Origin of the sequence: Lentzea waywayandensis (genome assembly GCF_900115955.1) — a bacterium.
Taxonomy (GTDB): domain Bacteria; phylum Actinomycetota; class Actinomycetes; order Mycobacteriales; family Pseudonocardiaceae; genus Lentzea; species Lentzea waywayandensis.
This window is the reverse complement of the sequence record NZ_FOYL01000002.1, coordinates 298,005-316,650: the sequence shown is the minus strand read 5'-3', so window position 1 is coordinate 316,650 and position 18,646 is coordinate 298,005. Positions and strand designations below refer to the sequence as shown.

At 69.7% G+C, this 18,646-nt stretch carries 18 protein-coding genes; 7 read left to right on the top strand and 11 right to left on the bottom strand.

What is annotated here, in order from left to right; translation table 11 throughout:
- Positions 1–57 precede the first annotated feature (57 nt).
- Positions 58–1,389 (top strand): FAD-dependent oxidoreductase, encoded by a 1,332-nt coding sequence (locus BM417_RS06370; RefSeq protein WP_093588840.1) that lies wholly within the window; start codon positions 58–60, stop codon positions 1,387–1,389.
- On the top strand, positions 1,379–2,572 hold the full coding sequence (locus BM417_RS06365; protein WP_245821735.1) for an MFS transporter: 1,194 nt from the start codon (positions 1,379–1,381) through the stop codon (positions 2,570–2,572). Before BM417_RS06370 ends, BM417_RS06365 begins: the two co-directional genes overlap by 11 nt.
- Here the strand turns inward: BM417_RS06365 and BM417_RS06360 are convergent.
- Entirely contained in the window at positions 2,569–2,970 is a 402-nt protein-coding gene (locus tag BM417_RS06360) for an arsenate reductase ArsC (protein WP_093590767.1), read from the bottom strand. The genes BM417_RS06365 and BM417_RS06360 overlap by 4 nt on opposite strands.
- 95 nt (positions 2,971–3,065) lie before the next feature.
- Here BM417_RS06360 and BM417_RS06355 point away from each other — a divergent pair, with 95 nt between their 5' ends.
- Genes BM417_RS06355 through BM417_RS06345 form a run of 3 tightly spaced genes read left to right on the top strand, consistent with a single transcriptional unit; the run spans position 3,066 to position 5,449 of the window.
- A complete protein-coding gene (locus BM417_RS06355; protein WP_093588839.1) occupies positions 3,066–3,395 on the top strand; it encodes an ArsR/SmtB family transcription factor in 330 nt (109 codons plus the stop codon).
- 19 nt (positions 3,396–3,414) lie between these two features.
- On the top strand, positions 3,415–4,488 hold the full coding sequence (arsB, locus tag BM417_RS06350; protein ID WP_093588838.1) for an ACR3 family arsenite efflux transporter: 1,074 nt from the start codon (positions 3,415–3,417) through the stop codon (positions 4,486–4,488).
- Positions 4,475–5,449 carry an ArsO family NAD(P)H-dependent flavin-containing monooxygenase gene (locus BM417_RS06345; protein WP_245821734.1) on the top strand — a complete coding sequence of 325 codons (975 nt, stop codon included), beginning with the start codon at positions 4,475–4,477 and terminating at the stop codon, positions 5,447–5,449. The genes arsB and BM417_RS06345 overlap by 14 nt, the downstream gene beginning before the upstream one ends.
- On the opposite strand, the gene BM417_RS06340 is transcribed toward BM417_RS06345, so the two are convergent.
- Positions 5,439–5,792, bottom strand: a complete 354-nt coding sequence (locus BM417_RS06340; protein ID WP_093588836.1) for an ArsR/SmtB family transcription factor — start codon at positions 5,790–5,792, stop codon at positions 5,439–5,441. The two genes, BM417_RS06345 and BM417_RS06340, sit on opposite strands and share 11 nt — an antisense overlap.
- Positions 5,793–5,871: 79 nt before the next feature.
- Here BM417_RS06340 and arsM point away from each other — a divergent pair, with 79 nt between their 5' ends.
- Positions 5,872–6,705, top strand: coding sequence for an arsenite methyltransferase (gene arsM / locus BM417_RS06335; protein WP_093588835.1), 834 nt, complete (start codon positions 5,872–5,874; stop codon positions 6,703–6,705).
- A 33-nt stretch (positions 6,706–6,738) separates the two neighbouring features.
- Here arsM and BM417_RS06330 read toward each other — a convergent pair whose 3' ends face one another.
- The 8 genes from BM417_RS06330 to BM417_RS06295 all read right to left on the bottom strand — a co-directional run bounded on the left by BM417_RS06330 (position 6,739) and on the right by BM417_RS06295 (position 17,041).
- Positions 6,739–7,899, bottom strand: a complete 1,161-nt coding sequence (locus BM417_RS06330; RefSeq protein ID WP_093588834.1) for a globin domain-containing protein — start codon at positions 7,897–7,899, stop codon at positions 6,739–6,741.
- Positions 7,900–8,104: 205 nt separating this feature from the next.
- The gene (locus BM417_RS06325) at positions 8,105–8,710 is read right to left on the bottom strand and encodes a hypothetical protein (protein ID WP_093588833.1); all 606 of its coding nucleotides are present in this window, start codon (positions 8,708–8,710) and stop codon (positions 8,105–8,107) included.
- A gap of 14 nt (positions 8,711–8,724) precedes the next feature.
- A complete protein-coding gene (locus BM417_RS06320; RefSeq protein WP_093588832.1) occupies positions 8,725–9,606 on the bottom strand; it encodes a universal stress protein in 882 nt (293 codons plus the stop codon).
- Positions 9,603–10,709: an acetate/propionate family kinase gene (locus BM417_RS06315; protein ID WP_093588831.1), complete on the bottom strand. Its 1,107-nt coding sequence runs from the start codon at positions 10,707–10,709 to the stop codon at positions 9,603–9,605. The genes BM417_RS06320 and BM417_RS06315 overlap by 4 nt, the downstream gene beginning before the upstream one ends.
- The gene (locus tag BM417_RS06310) at positions 10,706–13,036 is read right to left on the bottom strand and encodes a phosphoketolase family protein (RefSeq protein WP_093588830.1); all 2,331 of its coding nucleotides are present in this window, start codon (positions 13,034–13,036) and stop codon (positions 10,706–10,708) included. Before BM417_RS06310 ends, BM417_RS06315 begins: the two co-directional genes overlap by 4 nt.
- A gap of 29 nt (positions 13,037–13,065) precedes the next feature.
- A complete protein-coding gene (gene pflA, locus BM417_RS06305; RefSeq protein WP_093588829.1) occupies positions 13,066–13,794 on the bottom strand; it encodes a pyruvate formate-lyase-activating protein in 729 nt (242 codons plus the stop codon).
- On the bottom strand, positions 13,791–16,007 hold the full coding sequence (pflB, locus tag BM417_RS06300; RefSeq protein ID WP_093588828.1) for a formate C-acetyltransferase: 2,217 nt from the start codon (positions 16,005–16,007) through the stop codon (positions 13,791–13,793). The genes pflA and pflB overlap by 4 nt, the downstream gene beginning before the upstream one ends.
- On the bottom strand, positions 16,004–17,041 hold the full coding sequence (locus BM417_RS06295; RefSeq protein WP_093588827.1) for a zinc-dependent alcohol dehydrogenase family protein: 1,038 nt from the start codon (positions 17,039–17,041) through the stop codon (positions 16,004–16,006). Before BM417_RS06295 ends, pflB begins: the two co-directional genes overlap by 4 nt.
- A gap of 133 nt (positions 17,042–17,174) precedes the next feature.
- Between BM417_RS06295 and BM417_RS06290 the strand changes: the two genes are divergently transcribed.
- On the top strand, positions 17,175–17,684 hold the full coding sequence (locus BM417_RS06290; RefSeq protein WP_093588826.1) for a flavodoxin family protein: 510 nt from the start codon (positions 17,175–17,177) through the stop codon (positions 17,682–17,684).
- Positions 17,685–17,757: 73 nt separating this feature from the next.
- Here the strand turns inward: BM417_RS06290 and BM417_RS06285 are convergent, their stop codons facing one another.
- The gene (locus BM417_RS06285; RefSeq protein WP_143138530.1) at positions 17,758–18,450 is read right to left on the bottom strand and encodes a universal stress protein; all 693 of its coding nucleotides are present in this window, start codon (positions 18,448–18,450) and stop codon (positions 17,758–17,760) included.
- Positions 18,451–18,646 lie beyond the last annotated feature (196 nt).

Sequence of the window (18,646 nt, the reverse complement as noted above, 5' to 3'; positions counted from 1 at the left end):
CCACGTCGATACAGTCCGCCGTGTTGATTTGAAATCCTTCGATTCAAGGGGTGTGCGGTGAGCGAGTTGCCGGTCGTCGTAGTGGGTGCCGGACCTGCGGGTTTGTCCGCGGCGGCGAACTTGGTCGAACGGGGCGAGCGGGTGCTCGTGCTGGAGGCGGGCGACCACGCTGGTGCAGCCGTGTCGCAGTGGAACCACGTTCGGTTGTTCTCGCAGTGGAGCGAACTCGTCGACCCGGCGGCGGAGCGACTGCTGAGGGAGACCGGCTGGGTGCGGCCGGACGGTGACGCCTACCCGACCGGCGGGGAGTGGGTGGAGAGCTACCTGCGGCCGCTGGCCGAGGTGCTGGGCGACCGGGTGCGGTTCGGTGCCCGCGTGGTCGGTCTGGCTCGGCGTGGGCGGGACCGGATCGTCGACTCCGGGCGCGAGAACGAGCCGCTGACCGTGCACGTGGAGACCGCGGCGGGGGAGGAGCGGATCACGGCGCGTGCGGTGATCGACGCGTCCGGCACCTGGGGCACGCCGAACCCGCTCGGTGGCGACGGACTTCCGGCGGTGGGGGAGAAGGCGGCGGCCGCGCGGATCACCTACCGCGTGCCGGATCTCGTGGCCGAGCGCGCTCGCTACGCGGGCAGGCGGATCGCGGTCGCCGGCAGCGGGCACTCGGCGCTGACCGCGTTGGTCGTGCTGGCGGACCTCGCGGAGCAGGAGCCCGGCACGGAGATCGTGTGGCTGTTGCGCCGCGGTGCCGTCGGCAACGTGTTCGGCGGTGGCGAGGCGGACCAGCTGCCGGCGCGTGGTGCTCTGGGCTTGCGGGCCCAGAAGGCCGCGGAGGCCGGGCACATCGCGACCGCGACCGGGTTCCGCACCGCTGCCGTCGAACGGGCGGAGGATGGCCGCCTCACGCTGGAGTCGTTCGACGGCCACCAGATCGAGGGGATCGACGAGGTCGTGGTGCTGACCGGGTTCCGGCCGGACCTGTCGTGGCTGTCGGAGATCCGGCTCGACCTGGACCCGGTGCTGCAGGCGCCGACGAAGCTGGCGCCGTTGATCGACCCGAACGTCCACTCGTGCGGCACCGTCTATCCACATGGTGAAAACGAGCTGCGGCACCCCGAGCCGGGTGTTTACCTGGTGGGCATGAAGAGCTACGGCCGGGCGCCGACGTTCCTGTCGCTGACGGGCTACGAACAGGCACGGTCCGTCGTGGCCGCGATCGCCGGTGACCACGAGGCGGCGAGCCGCGTCGAGCTCGTGCTGCCCGAGACCGGGGTGTGCGGCGGCGCGGGCGTGTTCGACGCACCGGAGGAGCAGAAGAACGAGGGCGGCTGCTGCGGCTCGCCGGAGCACGGTGAGCTGACGATCGGCCTCGCGCCCAGTGCCCGCTGACACCACGACGGCGCGGCCCGGCATCGACGCCGGGCTGCGCCGCGTGCTGATCGTCCTGTGCACCACGGAGATCATCAGCTGGGGAATCCTGTACTACGCGTTTCCCGTGCTGCTGCCGACGATCGGTGCGCGCACGGGGTGGTCGCACGCCGCGATCACCGCCGGGTTCTCCGCGAGTCAGATCGTCGCCGGCCTGGTCGGCATTCCAGTGGGCAGGCTGCTCGACCGGCACGGCCCACGCGCCATCATGACGACCGGCTCGATCGTCGCCGTGTTCGCACTGGTCGCGCTGGCGACCGCGGAGTCGCTGGTGTGGTTCACCGCCTCCTGGTTGCTGGCCGGTGTCGCGATGGCCGGAATCTTCTACGCTCCCGCGTTCGCGGCGCTCACCCGCTGGTACGGGCCGCGCCGCGTGTCCGCGCTGACCGTGCTCACCCTGGTCGCCGGCCTGGCGAGCACGGTGTTCGCGCCGCTGACCGCCGTGCTCAACGACCACCTGGGCTGGCGCGGCACCTATCTCGTGCTCGCCGGATTCCTCGCCGTCACCACGATCCCGCTGCACCTGTTCGGACTGCGGCTGCCGTGGCCCGCCCTCGAACACGAGACCGTCCACACGCCGTCGGCGGTGGCGCGCAGCAGGCCGTTCCTGGTGCTCGTGGTCGCGATGAGCCTGGCCGCGTTCAGCGTGTACGCCGTCGTGATCAACCTCGTCCCGCTGCTGACCGAACGTGGCATGACCACCTCGGCCGCCGCGATCGCGCTCGGGCTGGGTGGCGTCGGGCAGGTGCTCGGCCGGCTCGGCTACGCCAGGTTGTCCGCGAGAACCACCGTGCGCACCCGCACCCTGGCGGTCCTCCTGGTCAGCGCGGCCGTGACCGCACTGCTGGGAGTCGTACCCGGCCCGGCGCTGCTGCTGATCGCGGGCTCGGTCCTCGCGGGCGTCACGCGCGGGATCTTCACGCTGGTGCAGGCGACGGCGATCACCGATCGCTGGGGTGCTGTCCACTACGGACAGCTCAACGGCCTGCTCACCGCGCCGGTCATGCTCACGGCCGCGATCGCACCGTGGGCGGGCAGCGCCATGGCGGCGTGGCTCGGCGGTTATCCGGCGGTGTTCGTGGTGCTGGGCCTGATCGGGGTGCTGGCGGCCGCGTTGTCGACCGCCAGCGTGCCACGGCGTTAGCCGAGCAGTTCGGCGACGAGACCGCGCACGCGGCGGTCGATGTCGTCACGGATCGGCCGCACGGCGTCGATGCCCTGTCCGGCCGGGTCTTCGAGCTGCCAGTCGAGGTAGCGCTTGCCGGGGAACACCGGGCAGGTGTCGCCGCAGCCCATCGTGATCACCACGTCGGACGCTTCGACGTCGGAGGTCGTGAGCTTCGACGGGACCTCGGCGGTGATGTCGAGTCCCCACTCGGCGAGCGCCGCCGCGGCTGCGGGGTTGACCTTCTCGGCAGGCTCGGATCCGGCCGAGCGGACGGCGATGCGGCCCATGCCGTAGTGCTGCAGCAGTGCCGCGGCCATCTGGGAACGGCCCGCGTTGTGCACGCAGACGAACAGCACCTCGGGGGTCTTGGACACGGTGGTTCTCCTTGGCACCTTGGACCGAAGTACGTCGATGCAGATCACACCCCGTGTATCGACTTTTGTCAATCCAAGCCGCTAGGGTCATCGTCATGACGAGCCCGGACCAGACGCTGCTCGACTCGGCGACCGCCGCCCGCCTGTTCAAGGCGCTCGGCGACCCGATCCGCGTCGAGCTGGTCAGCCTCGTACGCCGGACCGAGGGTCAGGAAGCGTGCTTCTGCGACCTCGCCGACCAGTTCGACATGCCGCAGTCCTCGCTGAGCCACCACCTGAAGATCCTCGTGCAGGCCGGCGTGCTCAGCCGCGAACGCCGCGGCACCTGGAGCTGGTACCGCATCGACAACGCCGCCATCGACACACTCGCCGCGGTGCTGGCGCCGGGCGGACCGCTGCGCGACAGCAGCGCCTGCTGCGACTGACCTTTCCCAGGAGAACCTGTTGAGCACCAAGGAAACAGCGGCACCGGACGTGCTGCACCGACTGTCCTTCCTGGACAGGTTCCTGCCGGTGTGGATCGGCGTCGCCATGGTCGCCGGACTGCTGCTCGGCCGGTTCGTCCCCGGCCTGCAGGGCGTGCTGGACGCGGTGAAGATCGGTGAGGTGTCGCTGCCGATCGCCCTTGGCCTGCTGCTGATGATGTACCCGGTGCTCGCGAAGGTGCGCTACGACAGGCTCGACACCGTCACCCGTGACAGGCGCACGATGGTGCTGTCGCTGGTGCTGAACTGGGTGCTCGGTCCCGCGTTGATGTTCGCGCTGGCGTGGATCTTCCTCGCGGATCTGCCCGAGTACCGGACCGGCTTGATCATCGTCGGTCTCGCCCGGTGCATCGCGATGGTCATCATCTGGAACGACCTGGCCTGCGGTGACCGCGAGGCCGCCGCGGTGCTGGTGGCGTTGAACTCGGTGTTCCAGGTCGTCATGTTCGGCGTGCTCGGCTGGTTCTACCTCGATCTGCTGCCGGGGTGGCTCGGCCTGGACACCGCCGCGGTCGACTTCTCCGCGTGGGAGATCGCCCAGTCCGTGCTGATCTTCCTCGGTATCCCGCTGCTGGCCGGCTACCTGAGCAGGAAGCTGGGGGAGCGGTCGCGCGGCCGGGACTGGTACGAGTCCAAGTTCCTGCCGCGGGTCGGCCCGATCGCCCTGTACGGCCTGCTGTTCACGATCGTCATCCTGTTCGCGCTGCAGGGTGAGAACATCACCGGCCGGCCGCTCGACGTCGCCCGCATCGCGCTGCCGTTGCTCGTCTACTTCGCCGTCATGTGGGCCGGTTCCTACGCGCTGGGCAAGGCGTCCGGGCTGTCCTACGAGCGGACGACGACGCTGGCGTTCACCGCGGCGGGCAACAACTTCGAGCTCGCCATCGCCGTCGCGATCGGCGTGTTCGGCGTGACCTCCGGCCAGGCTCTGGCAGGTGTGGTGGGGCCGCTGATCGAGGTGCCCGTGCTCGTCGGACTCGTCTACGTCAGCCTTGGGCTGCGGCGCCGATGGGTGGCTCGTGCTCGAGTCTGACGTCGTGGTGATCGGCGGCGGTCAGGCAGGGCTGGCCGCCGCCTTCTACCTGCGCCGCGCGGGCATCGACCACGTGGTGCTGGACGCGCAACCCTTGCCGGGCGGGGCTTGGCCATTTACGTGGAACTCGCTGCGCCTGTTCTCCGTCGCCCGCCACAGTTCCCTGCCCGGCTGGCCCATGCCGTCCTTTCCGGACGGCTACCCGACCGCGCGGCACGTCGTCGACTACCTCGCCGCCTACGAGAAGCGCTACGACATCCCCGTCCACCGGCCCGTCCAGGTGACCTCGGTGATCCGCGACGGCGACCGGCTGCTGGTGCGCACCGACTCCGGAACCTGGTCGGCGCGGCACGTCGTCAGCGCGACGGGCACCTGGTGGCGGCCCTTCCGGCCGCTGGTCGACCTGCCCGGCCGCCAACTGCACACCGTGGACTACCGCGACCCGCTCGAGTTCGCCGGTCAGCGGATCGTCGTGGTCGGCGGCGGCAACTCCGGTGCCCAGATCGCCGCCGACCTCGCGCCGCACACCGAGTTGACCTGGATGACCCGCCGGCCGCCGCGGTACATGCCGGACGAGATCGACGGCAAAGCGCTGTTCGACATCGCCACCCGGCGCGGCAGCGTCAGCGGACTCGGCGACATCGTGGCTGTGCCGCCGGTGCGCGAGGCCCGTGACAGCGGACTGCTCGTGGCCACCTCGATAGACGTCGAAGCCCTGTCCGGCGCGGACGTCGTGGTGTGGTGCACCGGATTCCGCCCGGCCCTGAGCCACCTGTCACCGCTGCGACTGCGCGACACCGACGGTCGCGTCGCCGTTGACGGCACCACGGCCGTGGACGAGCCGCGCCTGCATCTGCTCGGCTACGGCGGCTGGACCGGCCCGGCGTCCGCGACGCTGATCGGGGTCGGGCCGACCGCGAAGGCAGCGGTCGCGAAGATCGCCGCGGCGATCAGGCCGTGACCGGTCGCCGATCGCTCACGCTGCTCAGCATCGCGGCCATCCGATCGGTCGTCTCCGGGCGGACCCAGTAGTAGACCCACGTGCCCCGGCGCTCGCAGTCGACCAGGCCCGCCTGGCGCAGCAGCTTGAGGTGATGCGAGATCGTGGGCTGGGACAGCTCGAACGCGGGCGTCAGCTCGCAGACGCAGACCCCGCCCTCGGTTCGAGAAGCGATCATCGACAGCAGTCGCAGCCGCACCGGGTCGCCGAGCGCCTTGAACATCGCCGACAGCTCCACCGCCTGTGCCGCGGCCAGCGGCTCTTCCGGCAGCGGCTCGCAGCAGCCCGACTCTTGCTTCGACATATTTCAATATTGACGGCACTACGGGCTTCGCGCAACACTGCATAGACAGACTTCAATACAGCCTGGAGGTAGATCGCTCATGAGCGAGCAGACCGAGCTGCGCGAGACCGTCCGCGCCCGCTACGCCGCCGCCGCGACCGCCGTCGTCGAGGGTGGAGGCGGGTGCTGTGGACCGCAGACCGCGGAGATCGACGAGACCTTCGGCGCCACGCTCTACCCGGCGGCCCAGCGCGACGAACTGCCCGCAGCGGCGGTGGCCGCGTCACTCGGCTGCGGCAACCCGGTCGCCGTCGCCGAGCTCCGCGAAGGGGAGCGGGTGCTGGACCTGGGCTCCGGCGGTGGCATCGACGTCCTGCTCTCCGCCCGTCGCGTGGGCGCCACCGGCAAGGCCTACGGCCTGGACATGACCGACGAGATGCTCGCGTTGGCCCTGTCGAACGCGGAGAAGGCCGGTGCCGCCAACGTCGAGTTCCTCAAGGGCGACATCGAGGCAATCCCGTTGCCCGGCAACACCATCGACGTCGTGATCTCCAACTGCGTGATCAATCTCTCCGTCGACAAGCCCGCCGTGTTCGCCGAGACCTTCCGCGTCCTGCGTCCCGGCGGCCGCCTCGGCATCTCCGACGTCGTCGCGGACGATCGCCTCACACCCGCCGAGCGGGCCGAGCGCGGGTCCTACGTCGGCTGCGTCGCCGGAGCCCTCACCTTCACCGAGTACCGCGAAGGCCTGCGGGCGGCCGGTTTCACCGGCATCGAGATCACCCCGGCGTTCGAGGCGGCGGACGGGATGCACTCGGCCGTCGTCCGCGCCGTGAAGCCACTCGACGTCGAGCCTGCCGCCGCAGTGCTCCCGCCGCAGGGCGAAGACTCGTGCTGTGGCGTCAGCGCCTTTTGCACGCCGGGCGGCCAGTAGGCCGATGAGCGGACAGGAGCTTCGTCCGCGTGATCACGCCCGATTCTCGAGCATGCCGGGGCCGAACACCTCGTACCTGATGTCGTCGGCGCGCATCCCGCGACGAAGGAGCCCCGCGCGCACGTCGCGCATGAAGGTGATCGGACCGCACAGGTAGGCGACCGCCCCAGGCGGCAACGGGATCGCGTCCACCTCGATCCGGCCCGGCCGCCCGCCCTCGTCGCCGTTCTCGTACCAGGTCAGCTGTCCGAGGCGGGCGTACTCGGCGCGGTGTGCGTGCCGGACGGCCGAGCTCTCGGCGTGCGCGGCGACGACCGTCCGCGTCGGTTGCGTGGCACCGATGTGGTCGAGCATCGACAACATCGGCGTGATGCCGATGCCCGCACTGATCAGCAGCACGGGCCGGTCGCCGGGTTCGAGGGTCACCTCGCCGGCGGGCGGACCGACCAGCACGGTGTCATCGGCGTGGACGTGGTCGTGCAGGAAGTTCGACACCGCACCGTCCGGAGCGCCGTCCTCGCCGCGAACTCGCCGCACGGTGATGCGCAGCTCGCCGCGGCCGGGTGCCTGCGACAGGGAGTACTGGCGCGGCTGCCGGCCACCGTCCGGCAGGTCGACCGCGACGGACACGTACTGGCCCGGCTCGAACGCCGGAACCGGACCGCCGTCATCGGGCAGGAGGGTGAAGGACACCGTGTCGGCCGCCTGCTCGTCGCGCTTCGCCACCCGCCAGGGACGCCACAGCGTCTCGGGTGTGACGCCCGCGGTCTGGAACAGACGTGCCTCGGCGGCGATCAGCGAGACCGCGAACAGCCAGTAGACCTCGTCCCAGGCCGCGGCGACCTCAGGAGTGACGGCGTCACCGAGCACGGTGGCGACGGCGCCGATGAGGTGCTTCCCGACGATCGGGTACTGGTCGGGCCGCACCCCGAGCGAGACGTGCTTGTGGGCGATGCGTTCCGCGATCGGGCCGAACGGCGTCCCGTCGAGGAGGTGCTGGGCGTAGGCGATCACCGCGGCGGCCAGTGCGATCTGCTGCTTGCCGCTGGCCTGGTTGCCGCGGTTGAACAGGTTCAGCAGTTCGGGGTGCGCGGCGAACATCGACGGGTAGAACTCGGCGGTGATCTCGGTGGCGTGGTCTCGGACGACGGGCAGGGTCGCGCGGACCACGGCGGCCGAAGCAGCGGAAAGCACAGGTGTTCTCCTCGATGATGGGTTTTGGTCGCCGACGGACAGCGCGGCACGAGGGCCAGGAGTCCGTGTTCCGAACACATCTCGAGCTTGCGTGATCAGGCCGGGGTGAACGCAGGTATCAACGTCGCTTCTGGGGGAGGACTTTCGTCCCGGGACCCGCGACCGGCGGGCTTGGCAGGAGGGCGATCCGTTGGGGTGGCGGGCGCTACGTCATCCTCGTGAGCCGGATCAGCGCCGAGCCCGTGATGGCCGCCATCGTGGACGCCATGAGCAGTCCGCCGAAGGCCCCGATGAGTGCGATGAGTGCGGGAGACTGACCTGGTTGCCACAGGGGAGTGGTGACGGCGGTGAACACCAGGAGGCCGGCACCCCAGGCCAGGGCGTTGGCCCAGATCCACAGATGAGCACCGGGGAAGTGGTGGCGGAGGAGGTACCACTGCGCGGTTCCCAGCGACAGCAGCACTCCGGCGCCGGCCACCGTGGCGATGGGCAGCACGGCAACGAGGGGAAGTGTGTTCAGCCGCTCGCCGTTGTGCACCGCCAGCATCGCCACCGCCCAGGCGAATCCCGCTGCCAGAGCGGTGGCGCCGATCCAGCTGCGTGCCTGCGGCGCGTGGTCCACACGCCGCAGCACCACGGCTTGCGCCGCGCCGAGCACGGCGCCCTCGATCACTCCTGCCAGGACGAGCAGCTGCGGTGATGAGGTGAGCGCACCCACGAGCGCCGGCGCGAGGAAGCCCGCGAACTCTCCCGCTGTCGTCCAGCGGAACCACGACTGCCAGATTTCGCGCGCGGCCAGTTCGGTTCTCATCCCTGAAATCACCTTCATGCCAACGGAACCACGCTGACCGGGCAATGCGCGTGGCGAATCAAAGCCTGGCTGGTCGACCCGAGCAGCAGACCGCGGAAGCCGCCGCGTCCTCGGGTGCCGACCACGATCAGCCGCGCGTGCGCCGACTGCTCGACCAAGGTGTGCGCGGGGCGGTCGCGAGTGAGGAACTGCCGCACGGGCACATCGGGACGTGCGGCTGAAGGACCGGCGACCTGTTCGGCCAGCAGCCGGTGTTCCGCGGCCTCGATCGACGCGAGGTTCGTCGCTGTCAGCCCGCGTTGCCACGCGGTCTCGGCGGTGATGTCCCACCACGTCCGCACCGCGTGCAGGGCCACGCTGCGCAGAGCGGCAGCGTCGAGCGCGAAGTCCAGAGCCGCGTCGCTGGCCGGCGATCCGTCCAGTCCCACAACGACAGGAGCGTCCGGCGACGGATCCGCGCCGGTGTTGCGAACCACGACGACGGGGCAGTGCGCGTGCGTCGTCACGGCGACCGCGGTCGAACCCGCGAGCAGGCCGGCGAATCCTCCCCGGCCGTGTGAGCCCAGCACCAGAAGGCCGGCCGACGCGGATCGGCCGACGAGTTGCTCAGCCGCGTCGCCGGCTGCCAGTTCGATCTTCACATCGATCCCGGGGGCTGCTTTCCCGGCTGCGTCCGCCGCTTCGGCGAGCCATTGCCGGCCTTCCTCGAGAACACCGTCCGAATAGGACTCGGCCGGCGCGATCACGTCGAGCGTGCGCGCTGGAACCAGCACGCACGAGTGCGTGATCACGAGCCCGGTCTTGCGCCGGGCGGCCTCCTCCGCGGCCCATCGCACCGCATGCGTCGCGGACTTCGATCCGTCCAGTCCCACGACCACCGGCCTGGTCACGGTCATCGCCTCCTCCAACTCGGTTCGTGCACGAGTGCGCGGGTCCGCGTGGCGATCTCCACGTCCTCCCGCGCTTCGACGACCCACACCGCGACAGCCGAGCCGCTCGCGCTGATGCGGCCGTCCCGCACGACTTCGGCGTTGCGTCCTCCGTCCAGGCTGACACCGAGGAAAGCCAGCCCGGCAGCGGTGTCCGCCCGCAACGTGGCGTCGTGCTCGCCGACGCCGCCGGTGAACACGAGCAGGTCGATGCCGCCCAGCGACGCCGTCATGGCGGCGATGCTCTGCCGCAACCGATGCACGTACACCTGTAGCGCGAGGACCGCGTGCTCGTCGCCGTTCTCGGCGGCCTTGCGCACGTCCCGCAGGTCACCGCCGACCTCGGACAGGCCGGCGAGCCCGGAGTGGTGTTCCAGGCCGTCCTCGAGTTCGTCCAGCGTCAGTCCGGCGCGTTGCAGCCACACCAGCAGACCAGGATCGACGTCACCGCTTCGGGTCGCCATCACCAGGCCCGCCAACGGGGTGAAGCCCATCGTCGTGTCGACCGAACGTCCGTTCGCGACAGCGGCGAGCGACGCCCCGGAGCCCAGGTGGCAGGTCACCACCCGAGCGCCGGGCCTGCCCGCCAACGCGGCCGCCTGCCGGGACGCGTAAGCGTGTGACAGCCCGTGGAACCCGTACCTGCGCAGCTCCCACTTGTGACGCCACGCGGCGGGTATGGCGTAGGTCGTGGCGGCTGCGGGCATCGTGGTGTGGAAGGCGGTGTCGAAACACGCGACCTGCGGCAGATCGGGCAGCAGTCGCCTCGCCGCGTCGATGCCGGCGAGCGCACGGGGTTGATGCAGGGGCGCCAGCCCCGTGAGTGCCTCGATTCTGGCGCGCACGTCGTCGTCGATCGCGGTGGCACCGGTGAAGGCAGAGCCGCCGTGCACGACGCGGTGGCCGACCGCGTCCACGGACGGCGCGCCGCTCAGGAAATCCTCCAGCGGGCCGGTTTCGTCGCCACCCGACCACCGTTCGACGTCGGTCCCGGCGAGAACCACGTCGTCCTCGCCGAGCACGCGGAGCTTCAGACTGGAGGAGCCCGCGTTCACGACGAGAACGTTCACTGCCAGGTCCAGTCACGGATCTCGGGCATGTCCTCGCCGTGCTCGCGGATCCAGTTGTGGTGACGCGTGCGCTGGTCCTGCATGTGCTGCCGGAGCCGGGCCGCCTTGGGCCCGAGTCCTGGCACGCGGTCGACGACGTCGATCACCAGCCGGTAGCGGTCCATGTCGTTGAGCACCAGCATGTCGAACGGGGTGGTGGTCGTGCCTTCTTCCTTGTAGCCGCGGACGTGCAGGTTGTGGTGGTTGGTGCGGCGGTAGGTCAGGCGGTGGATCAGCCACGGGTAGCCGTGGTAGGCGAAGATGACGGGCTTGTCGGCGGTGAACAACGCGTCGAACTCGCGGTCCGGCATGCCGTGCGGGTGCTCGGTGTCCGGTTGCAGGCGCATCAGGTCCACCACGTTGACGACCCGGATTCGCAGTGACGGCAGGTGTTCGCGCAGGAGCTTCGTCGCGGCGAGCACCTCGACGGTCGGGGCGTCGCCGGCACACGCCAGCACGACGTCCGGCTCCTCGATGCTGTCGTCGTTGCTCGCCCACTCCCAGATACCGGCGCCACGGGTGCAGTGCAGGATCGCCTCGTCCACGTCGAGCCAGTCCGGCGTCTCGTTCTTGCCGGCCACGATGACGTTGACGTAGTCCTTGCTGCGCAGGCAGTGGTCCGCGACGGAGAGCAGGGTGTTGGTGTCCGGCGGCAGGTAGACGCGGACGACCTCGGCCTTCTTGTTCATCACGTGGTCGATGAAGCCGGGGTCCTGATGGGAGAATCCGTTGTGGTCCTGGCGCCACACGTGCGAGCTGAGCAGGTAGTTCAGCGACGCAACGGGCCTGCGCCACTCCAGCTTCTTGTGCGTCTTGAGCCACTTGGCGTGCTGGTTGAACATCGAGTCGATGATGTGGATGAACGCCTCGTAGCAGTTGAACAACCCGTGCCTGCCCGTGAGCAGATAGCCCTCCAGCATGCCCTGGCACAGGTGCTCGGACAGCACCTCGACGACCCGGCCGTCGTGGACCAGGTGCTCGTCGACCGGCAGAGTCTCGGCCTGCCACTGCTTTCCGGTCACCTCGTACACGGCGTCGAGCCGGTTGGACGCCGTCTCGTCCGGCCCGAAGATCCGGAACGAACGGGCGTCGGCGTTGAGCGTGATGATGTCGCGCAGCATCCGGCCGAGCACCCTGGTCGGTTCCGAGTGCGTGGTGCCGTGCTTCACGACCTCCGCCGCGTGCGCGCGGATGCCCGGCATCTTCAGCTCGCGCAACAACAGTCCGCCGTTGGCGTGCGGGGTCGCGCCCATCCGGTGATCACCAGCGGGTACCAGCTCGGCGAGCTCTGGGCGTGGCGCTCCGTTGTCGTCGAAGAGCTCGGCCGGCCGGTAGCTCCGCAGCCAGGTCTCCAGCTGCCGCAGGTGGTCCGGGTTGTCGCGCACGCCTGCCAGCGGCACCTGGTGTGCCCGCCAGGTGTTCTCGACCGGCACGCCGTCCACTTCGGACGGACCGGTCCAGCCCTTGGGACTGCGCAGCACGATCATCGGCCAGCGCGGCCGGTCCTCCGAGGCCTTGACGCGGTGGATCTCGTCCACGATCTGGTCGAGCACCTCCGCCATGCGGGCGTGCATCGCCTTGGGTTCGTCGCCCTGGACGTAGAACGGCGTGTAGCCGTAGCCGCGCAGCAACGCATCCAGCTCGTCGTGCGGGATCCGCGAGAGCAGGCTCGGGTTGGCGATCTTGTACCCGTTGAGGTGCAGGATCGGCAGCACCGCCCCGTCGCTCTTCGGGTTGAGGAACTTGTTGGCGTGCCAGCTGGCCGCGAGCGGCCCGGTCTCGGCCTCGCCGTCACCGACGACGCACGCGACGATCAGACCGGGGTTGTCGAACGCCGCGCCGAACGCGTGCGCCAGCGAATAGCCCAGCTCACCACCTTCGTGGATGGAGCCGGGCACCTCGGGCGCCACGTGACTCGGCACGCCACCGGGGAAGGAGAACTGCCGGAAGAGCTTCTGCATGCCTACGGCGTCGCGCGGCACGTTCGGGTACGTCTCGCTGTAGGTGCCTTCCAGCCACGTGTTGGCCAGCAACGCGGGGCCGCCGTGGCCGGGGCCGGTCACGAACATCATGTCGAGGTCGCGCTCCCGGATGATCCGGTTGAGGTGCGCGTAGATGAAGTTCAGGCCCGGCGTGGTGCCCCAGTGGCCCAGCAGACGGGGCTTGATGTGCTCCGGCGCCAGCGGTTCGGTCAGCAGCGGGTTGTCCATCAGGTAGATCTGGCCGGCCGACAGGTAGTTGGCGGCTCGCCAGTACGCGTCGACGAGTTCCAGGTCGGCGTTCGACATCTCGCGCTCCTCATTCGGGTTTGGTGCGGTCAGTGGACGGGGACACCGCAGCCGGCGAACTGGTCGCGCACTCGCCGCACGAGGTCGGTGTCGGGGGAAGGGACGTCGGCCAGCGGGAACGGGATGCCGAGCGCGGCGTACTTGGGGGCGCCGAGTTTGTGGAACGGCAGCACTTCGACACGTTCGACCGCGTCCAGGGTGCTGACGAAGGACGCGATGCCGGCGACGTTGTCCTCGGCGTCGGTGTGGCCGGGCACGAGGACGAACCTGATCCACATCGGCTTGTGCAGCGCGGACAGCCGGCGGGCGAACTCCAGCGTCGGTGCGACCTCGCCGCCGGTGACGTGCCGGTAGATGACCGGGTCCCAGGACTTGATGTCCAGCAGGACCAGGTCGGTGTCGGTGAGAAGTTCCTCGGACGCCCGTGCGCCGAGGAAACCGGACGTGTCCAGCGCGGTGTGCAGGCCGAGCTGCTTGGCGCGGTGGAGGACTTCGGCGGTGAAGTCCGGCTGTAGCAGCGGTTCTCCGCCGCTGATCGTCAGCCCGCCGCCGGCGACCTCGATGAACCGCTGATACTTCGCGACCTCGACCATGACCTCGTCGACGGTCATGCGGTGACCGTCACGCATGTGCCAGGTGTCCGGGTTGTGGCAGTACAGGCACCGCAGCGGGCACCCGCTCAGGAACAGCACGAAGCGGGTGCCCGGTCCGTCGACCGCGGTGGCGACGTCCCACGAGTGGACTGATCCGGTGGTCACAGCGACTCGTGGAACGTGCGGTTGATGACGTCCCGCTGCTGCTCGGGCGTGAGCCGGACGAAGTTCACCGCGTACCCGGAGACGCGGATCGTCAGCTGCGGATGGTTCTCCGGGTGTGCCATGGCGTCGAGCAGGGTTTCGCGGTTGAGCACGTTGGCGTTCAGATGGAACCCACCCGCGTCGGTGTAGGCGTCGAGCACGCCGACGAGGTTGGTCACCTGCTCGTCCTCGGTGCGTCCGAGTCCTGCCGGCGTGATGCTCGCGGTCAGCGAGATCCCGTCCTGCGCCTGGTCGTAGGGAAGTTTGGCCACCGACAACGCCGCGGCGACGAGCCCGTGCCGGTCCCGGCCGTTCATCGGGTTGGCGCCGGGTGCGAACGGTTCACCGGCACGGCGGCCGTCCGGGGTGTTGCCGGTGTGCTTGCCGTAGACGACGTTCGAGGTGATGGTGAGCACCGACTGCGTGTGCACGGCGCCGCGGTGGGCGGGGTACTGCCGCACCTTGCGCATGAAGCTCTCCACCAGCTCGACGGCGATCGCGTCGGCGCGGTCGTCGTTGTTGCCGTACTTCGGGAAGTCGCCCTCCACGAGGTAGTCGACCGCGAGGCCGGTGTCGTCGCGGATCACGCGGACGCGGGCGTATCTGATCGCGGACAGGCTGTCCGCGACCACCGACAGGCCGGCGATGCCGCAGCCGAGCAACCGTTGGACCGGATGGTCGTGCAACGCCATCTCGATGCGTTCGTAGGCGTACTTGTCGTGCATGTAGTGGATGACGTTGAGCGCCTCGACGTAGGTCTTCGCGAGCCAGTCGGTCATCCGGTCGAACGCCGCCCGCACCTCTTCGTGGTCGAGGTGGTCGGAGGCGATCGGCGGGAACGCCGGAGCCACCTGGACGCCGCTGATCTCGTCGCGGCCGCCGTTGATCGCGTACAGGAGTGCCTTGGCGAGGTTGACCCGCGCGCCGAACAGCTGCATCTGCTCGCCGACCTTCATGGCCGACACGCAGCACGCGATCGCCGTGTCGTCGCTGAACCGCGGCCGGATCAGGTCGTCGTTCTCGTACTGGATCGAGCTGGTGTCGATGGAGACCTTGGCACAGAAGCGTTTGAAGCCTTCGGGCAGACGCGGCGACCACAGCACGGTCAGGTTCGGTTCCGGTGCGGGGCCCAGGTTGTAGAGCGTCTGCAGGAACCGGAAGCTCGTCCGCGTCACCAGCGGCCGTCCGTCGTCGCCCATGCCGCCGATGGACTCGGTGACCCAGGTCGGGTCGCCGGAGAACAGCTGGTCGTACTCCGGTGTGCGCAGGAAGCGCACGATCCGCAGCTTGATGACCAGGTCGTCGACGAGCTCCTGCGCCTCGCGTTCGGTCAGCACGCCTTCGTCGAGGTCACGTTGCAGGTACACGTCCAGGAAGGTGGACGTGCGACCCAGCGACATCGCTGCGCCGTTCTGCTCCTTCACCGCGGCGAGATAGGCGAAGTACAGCCACTGCACGGCTTCACGGCCGTTGCGGGCCGGACCGGAGATGTCGTAGCCGTAGGACGCGGCCATGCCGCGCAGTTCCTCCAGCGCCCGGACCTGCTCGGCGAGCTCCTCCCGGTCCCTGATGACGTCCTCTGTGGACATCGACTCGTCCAGCGCCGCCCGTTCGGCCTTCTTGGCCGTGACGAGGCGGTCCACGCCGTAGAGCGGAACCCGCCGGTAGTCACCGATGATCCGGCCTCGTCCATAGGCGTCCGGGAGGCCGGTGATGATTCCTGCCTTGCGGGCCCTGAGAATCTCGGCGGTGTAGACGTCGAACACGCCGTCGTTGTGCGTCTTGCGGTACTTGGTGAAGATGTCCCGGACGCTCGGGTCGAGCTGGTAGCCGTAGGTCGCGAGGCTCGTCTCGACCATCCGCAGGCCGCCGGTGGGCATGATCGCGCGCTTGAGCGGCGCGTCGGTCTGCAACCCCACGATGATCTCGTGGTCCCGGTCGATGTAGCCCGGAGCGTGCGCGGTGATCGACGACGGTGTGTTCGGGTCGACGTCGTGGATCCCGCGGGCGCGCTCGTCGACGAACATCTCCGTCAACCGGTGCCACAACGCTGTTGTGCGCGGTGTCGGACCGGACAGGAACGTCGCGTCGCCGTCGTACGGCGTGTAGTTGGCCTGGATGAAACCGCGCACGTCGATCTCGTGGGTGGTCGTGCGCTCGGCGGTCGCAGTCATCGCGTCAGCACGACCTTGAGCGCGCCGGTGTCGCCGGCGTTCTCGAACACCTCGTACGCCTGCTCCATCTCGTCGAGTGCGAACCGGTGCGTGATGAACCGCTCGCCGTCGATCCGGCCCGCCGCGACCATGCGCAGCAGGGTGGGCGTCGAGCTCGTGTCGACCAGGCCGGTGGTGATGGTGACGTTGCGGATCCAGAGGCTTTCCAGGTGCAGCGTCGCGGGCTTGCCGTGCACGCCGACGTTGGCGACGTGCCCGCCGGGCCGCACGAGCTTCGTGCACAGCTCGAAGGTCTCCGGCACACCGACCGCCTCGATCGCGACGTGCGCGCCAAGTCCGCCGGTCAGCTCGCCGACGACGCGTTCGGCTTCTTCGGCGGTGCCCGCGGTGACGTCCGCGCCGAACTGCTTCGCGGCGTCGAGCCGGGACGTCGCCAGGTCGACCGCGACGATGTGGCTGGGGCTGTAGAGCTGCGCGGTCTGGATCGCGGCGAGTCCGATCGGCCCCGCGCCGACGATCACCACGGTGTCGGCGGGCTTGATCCGTCCATTGAGGACACCGACCTCGTAGGAGGTGGGCAGGATGTCCGCGAGCGCGACCGCGGCGGTGTCGGTGACGTCGTTGGGCAGCAGGTGCGTGGAGGTGTCGGCGAACGGCACGCGCACGTACTCGGCCTGCACGCCGTCGGTCGTGTGGCCGAGGATCCAGCCACCACCGCCGAGGCACTGGCCGTAGCTGCCGACGCGGCAGTACTCGCAGCGGCCACAGGACGTGATGCACGAGATGAGCACCCGGTCGCCCGGTTTCACACCGGTGACCGAGGCGCCGACCTGCTCCACGACGCCGACCGCCTCGTGGCCGAGGATCCGGCCGGGCTCGACCTCGGGCACGTCGCCCTTGAGGATGTGCAGGTCCGTGCCGCAGATCGTGACCGCGGTGACGCGGACGATCGCGTCGGTGGGTTCCTCGATCTCCGGCCGGGGAACCTCTTCCCACACGCGCTTGCCAGGACCGTGGTAGACCAGCGCCTTCATCGCGATTCCTCCTCGTCGGTTCGTCGATCCCAGACTTCTCGGGTCGGCGGGCGCCGCGCAGAGCCCCTGGTCCCCGACGCCGGAGGACCTAAGGACCTCCTGCTGCCACGTGCGGCGGACCTACGGTCGAGATATGAAGCACGCGCTGGTGGTCTACGAGTCGATGTTCGGAAACACCAAGGAGATCGCCGAAGCCGTGGCCGAAGGGCTGCGGGGCTCGATGACGGTCAAGGTCGTCGAGGTGGGTTCGGCTCCGGTGGAACTGAGTGACGAGATCGGGTTGCTCGTGGTCGGCGGGCCGACGCACGCGTTCAGCATGAGCAGGCCGAACACCCGCGCCGACGCCGCGACCAAGGGCGCCGACAAGCGGGCGGCCGCGGCAGCGGGACTGCGGGAGTGGGTGGAGCAGGTCGGCAAGGGAACGGCACGTCCGCCGGTCGCCGCGTTCGACACGAAGGTCAGGCGGCCTCCGCTGCCCGGCTCTGCTGCCCGTGCCGCGCTGACTCGGTTGCGGCGCGCCCACTTCCCGGTGCTCACGTCGGCGGAGAACTTCTACGTCGACGGCACCGCGGGCCCGCTGGTCGAAGGTGAGCCCGACCGTGCCCGGATCTGGGGAGCCAAGTGCGCGGCCGACGTGGGGTAGAACGGCACACGACCGTCCGGCGGTGACCTGGGGTCATGAGGTCGAACGCGAGGAGCATTCCGTGCCGCCGAACTCAGGCCTGGAGGCGAACCGGCCGGCGAGGAGCGGGGATGGCGGTGCGGCCGTGGTGCGCCTCCAGAACCGGTTGGTGCACCACGAGAACAGGGCACGGCGCGTGGTGGAGCGCGGCTCTGGTGACGGTACCGCTCTCGTGCGTGTCGCCGGAACCGACGACGATCAGGTCGGTGTCGGTGCACCGCGCGATCGCCTCGTGCGGTAGCGCGCGAACCAGCACGGCGTGGTGCCGCAATCCATCGAGCGCCGCTGCGGCGCGCGCGAGCACATACGTGTGGTCTGTGTCCACGCCGCTCCGGACCGGGGGCTCTGGTGCGGCGTGGAGGACCCGCAGGGCCGCATCGCGTCGCCGCGCGAAGTCGGCGGCGTGACGGAGCACCCGGCGATCACCGGGACCACCGCTGACCAGCACGGTGACGTGGCGGTGCCGGAAGTCGACGGCCGCGGGCGTCCCGCGCACGACCACCGTGTCGCAGCGCGTCTCGGCCAGCAGCGGCAGGACGTGGCCACCCAGTCCCAGCGTCGAGTTCCCCGGACCCCGGTAGCCGACGACCACGAGCTGGGCGCGGAAGTCGTCCTGCGGACGGTGGATCTCGAGGCCGGTGCCGACGAGCTGCGCGTGGGCGGCGGCCCACCTCAGCGCGTTCTCGTCACGTCTGGCGCCGTCTTGGATGATCACGATCGGTTCCATGCGTTGACAATGGTTCATCGCGTCCATCTGGAGCAGGGCGGGAAGAGTCCACTGAGCAGGGACCAAAGTCCCACCGTCGCAGGGCCTAGTCCGTGTCCTGTAGGTCTCGTCCGCGACAGTCGCGGCCGAGGGCCCGGAGACGGCACCGGCCCGGTATGAGGGCGTTCCGGCGGTGCCGCCTCCGGGTCTCTCGCCC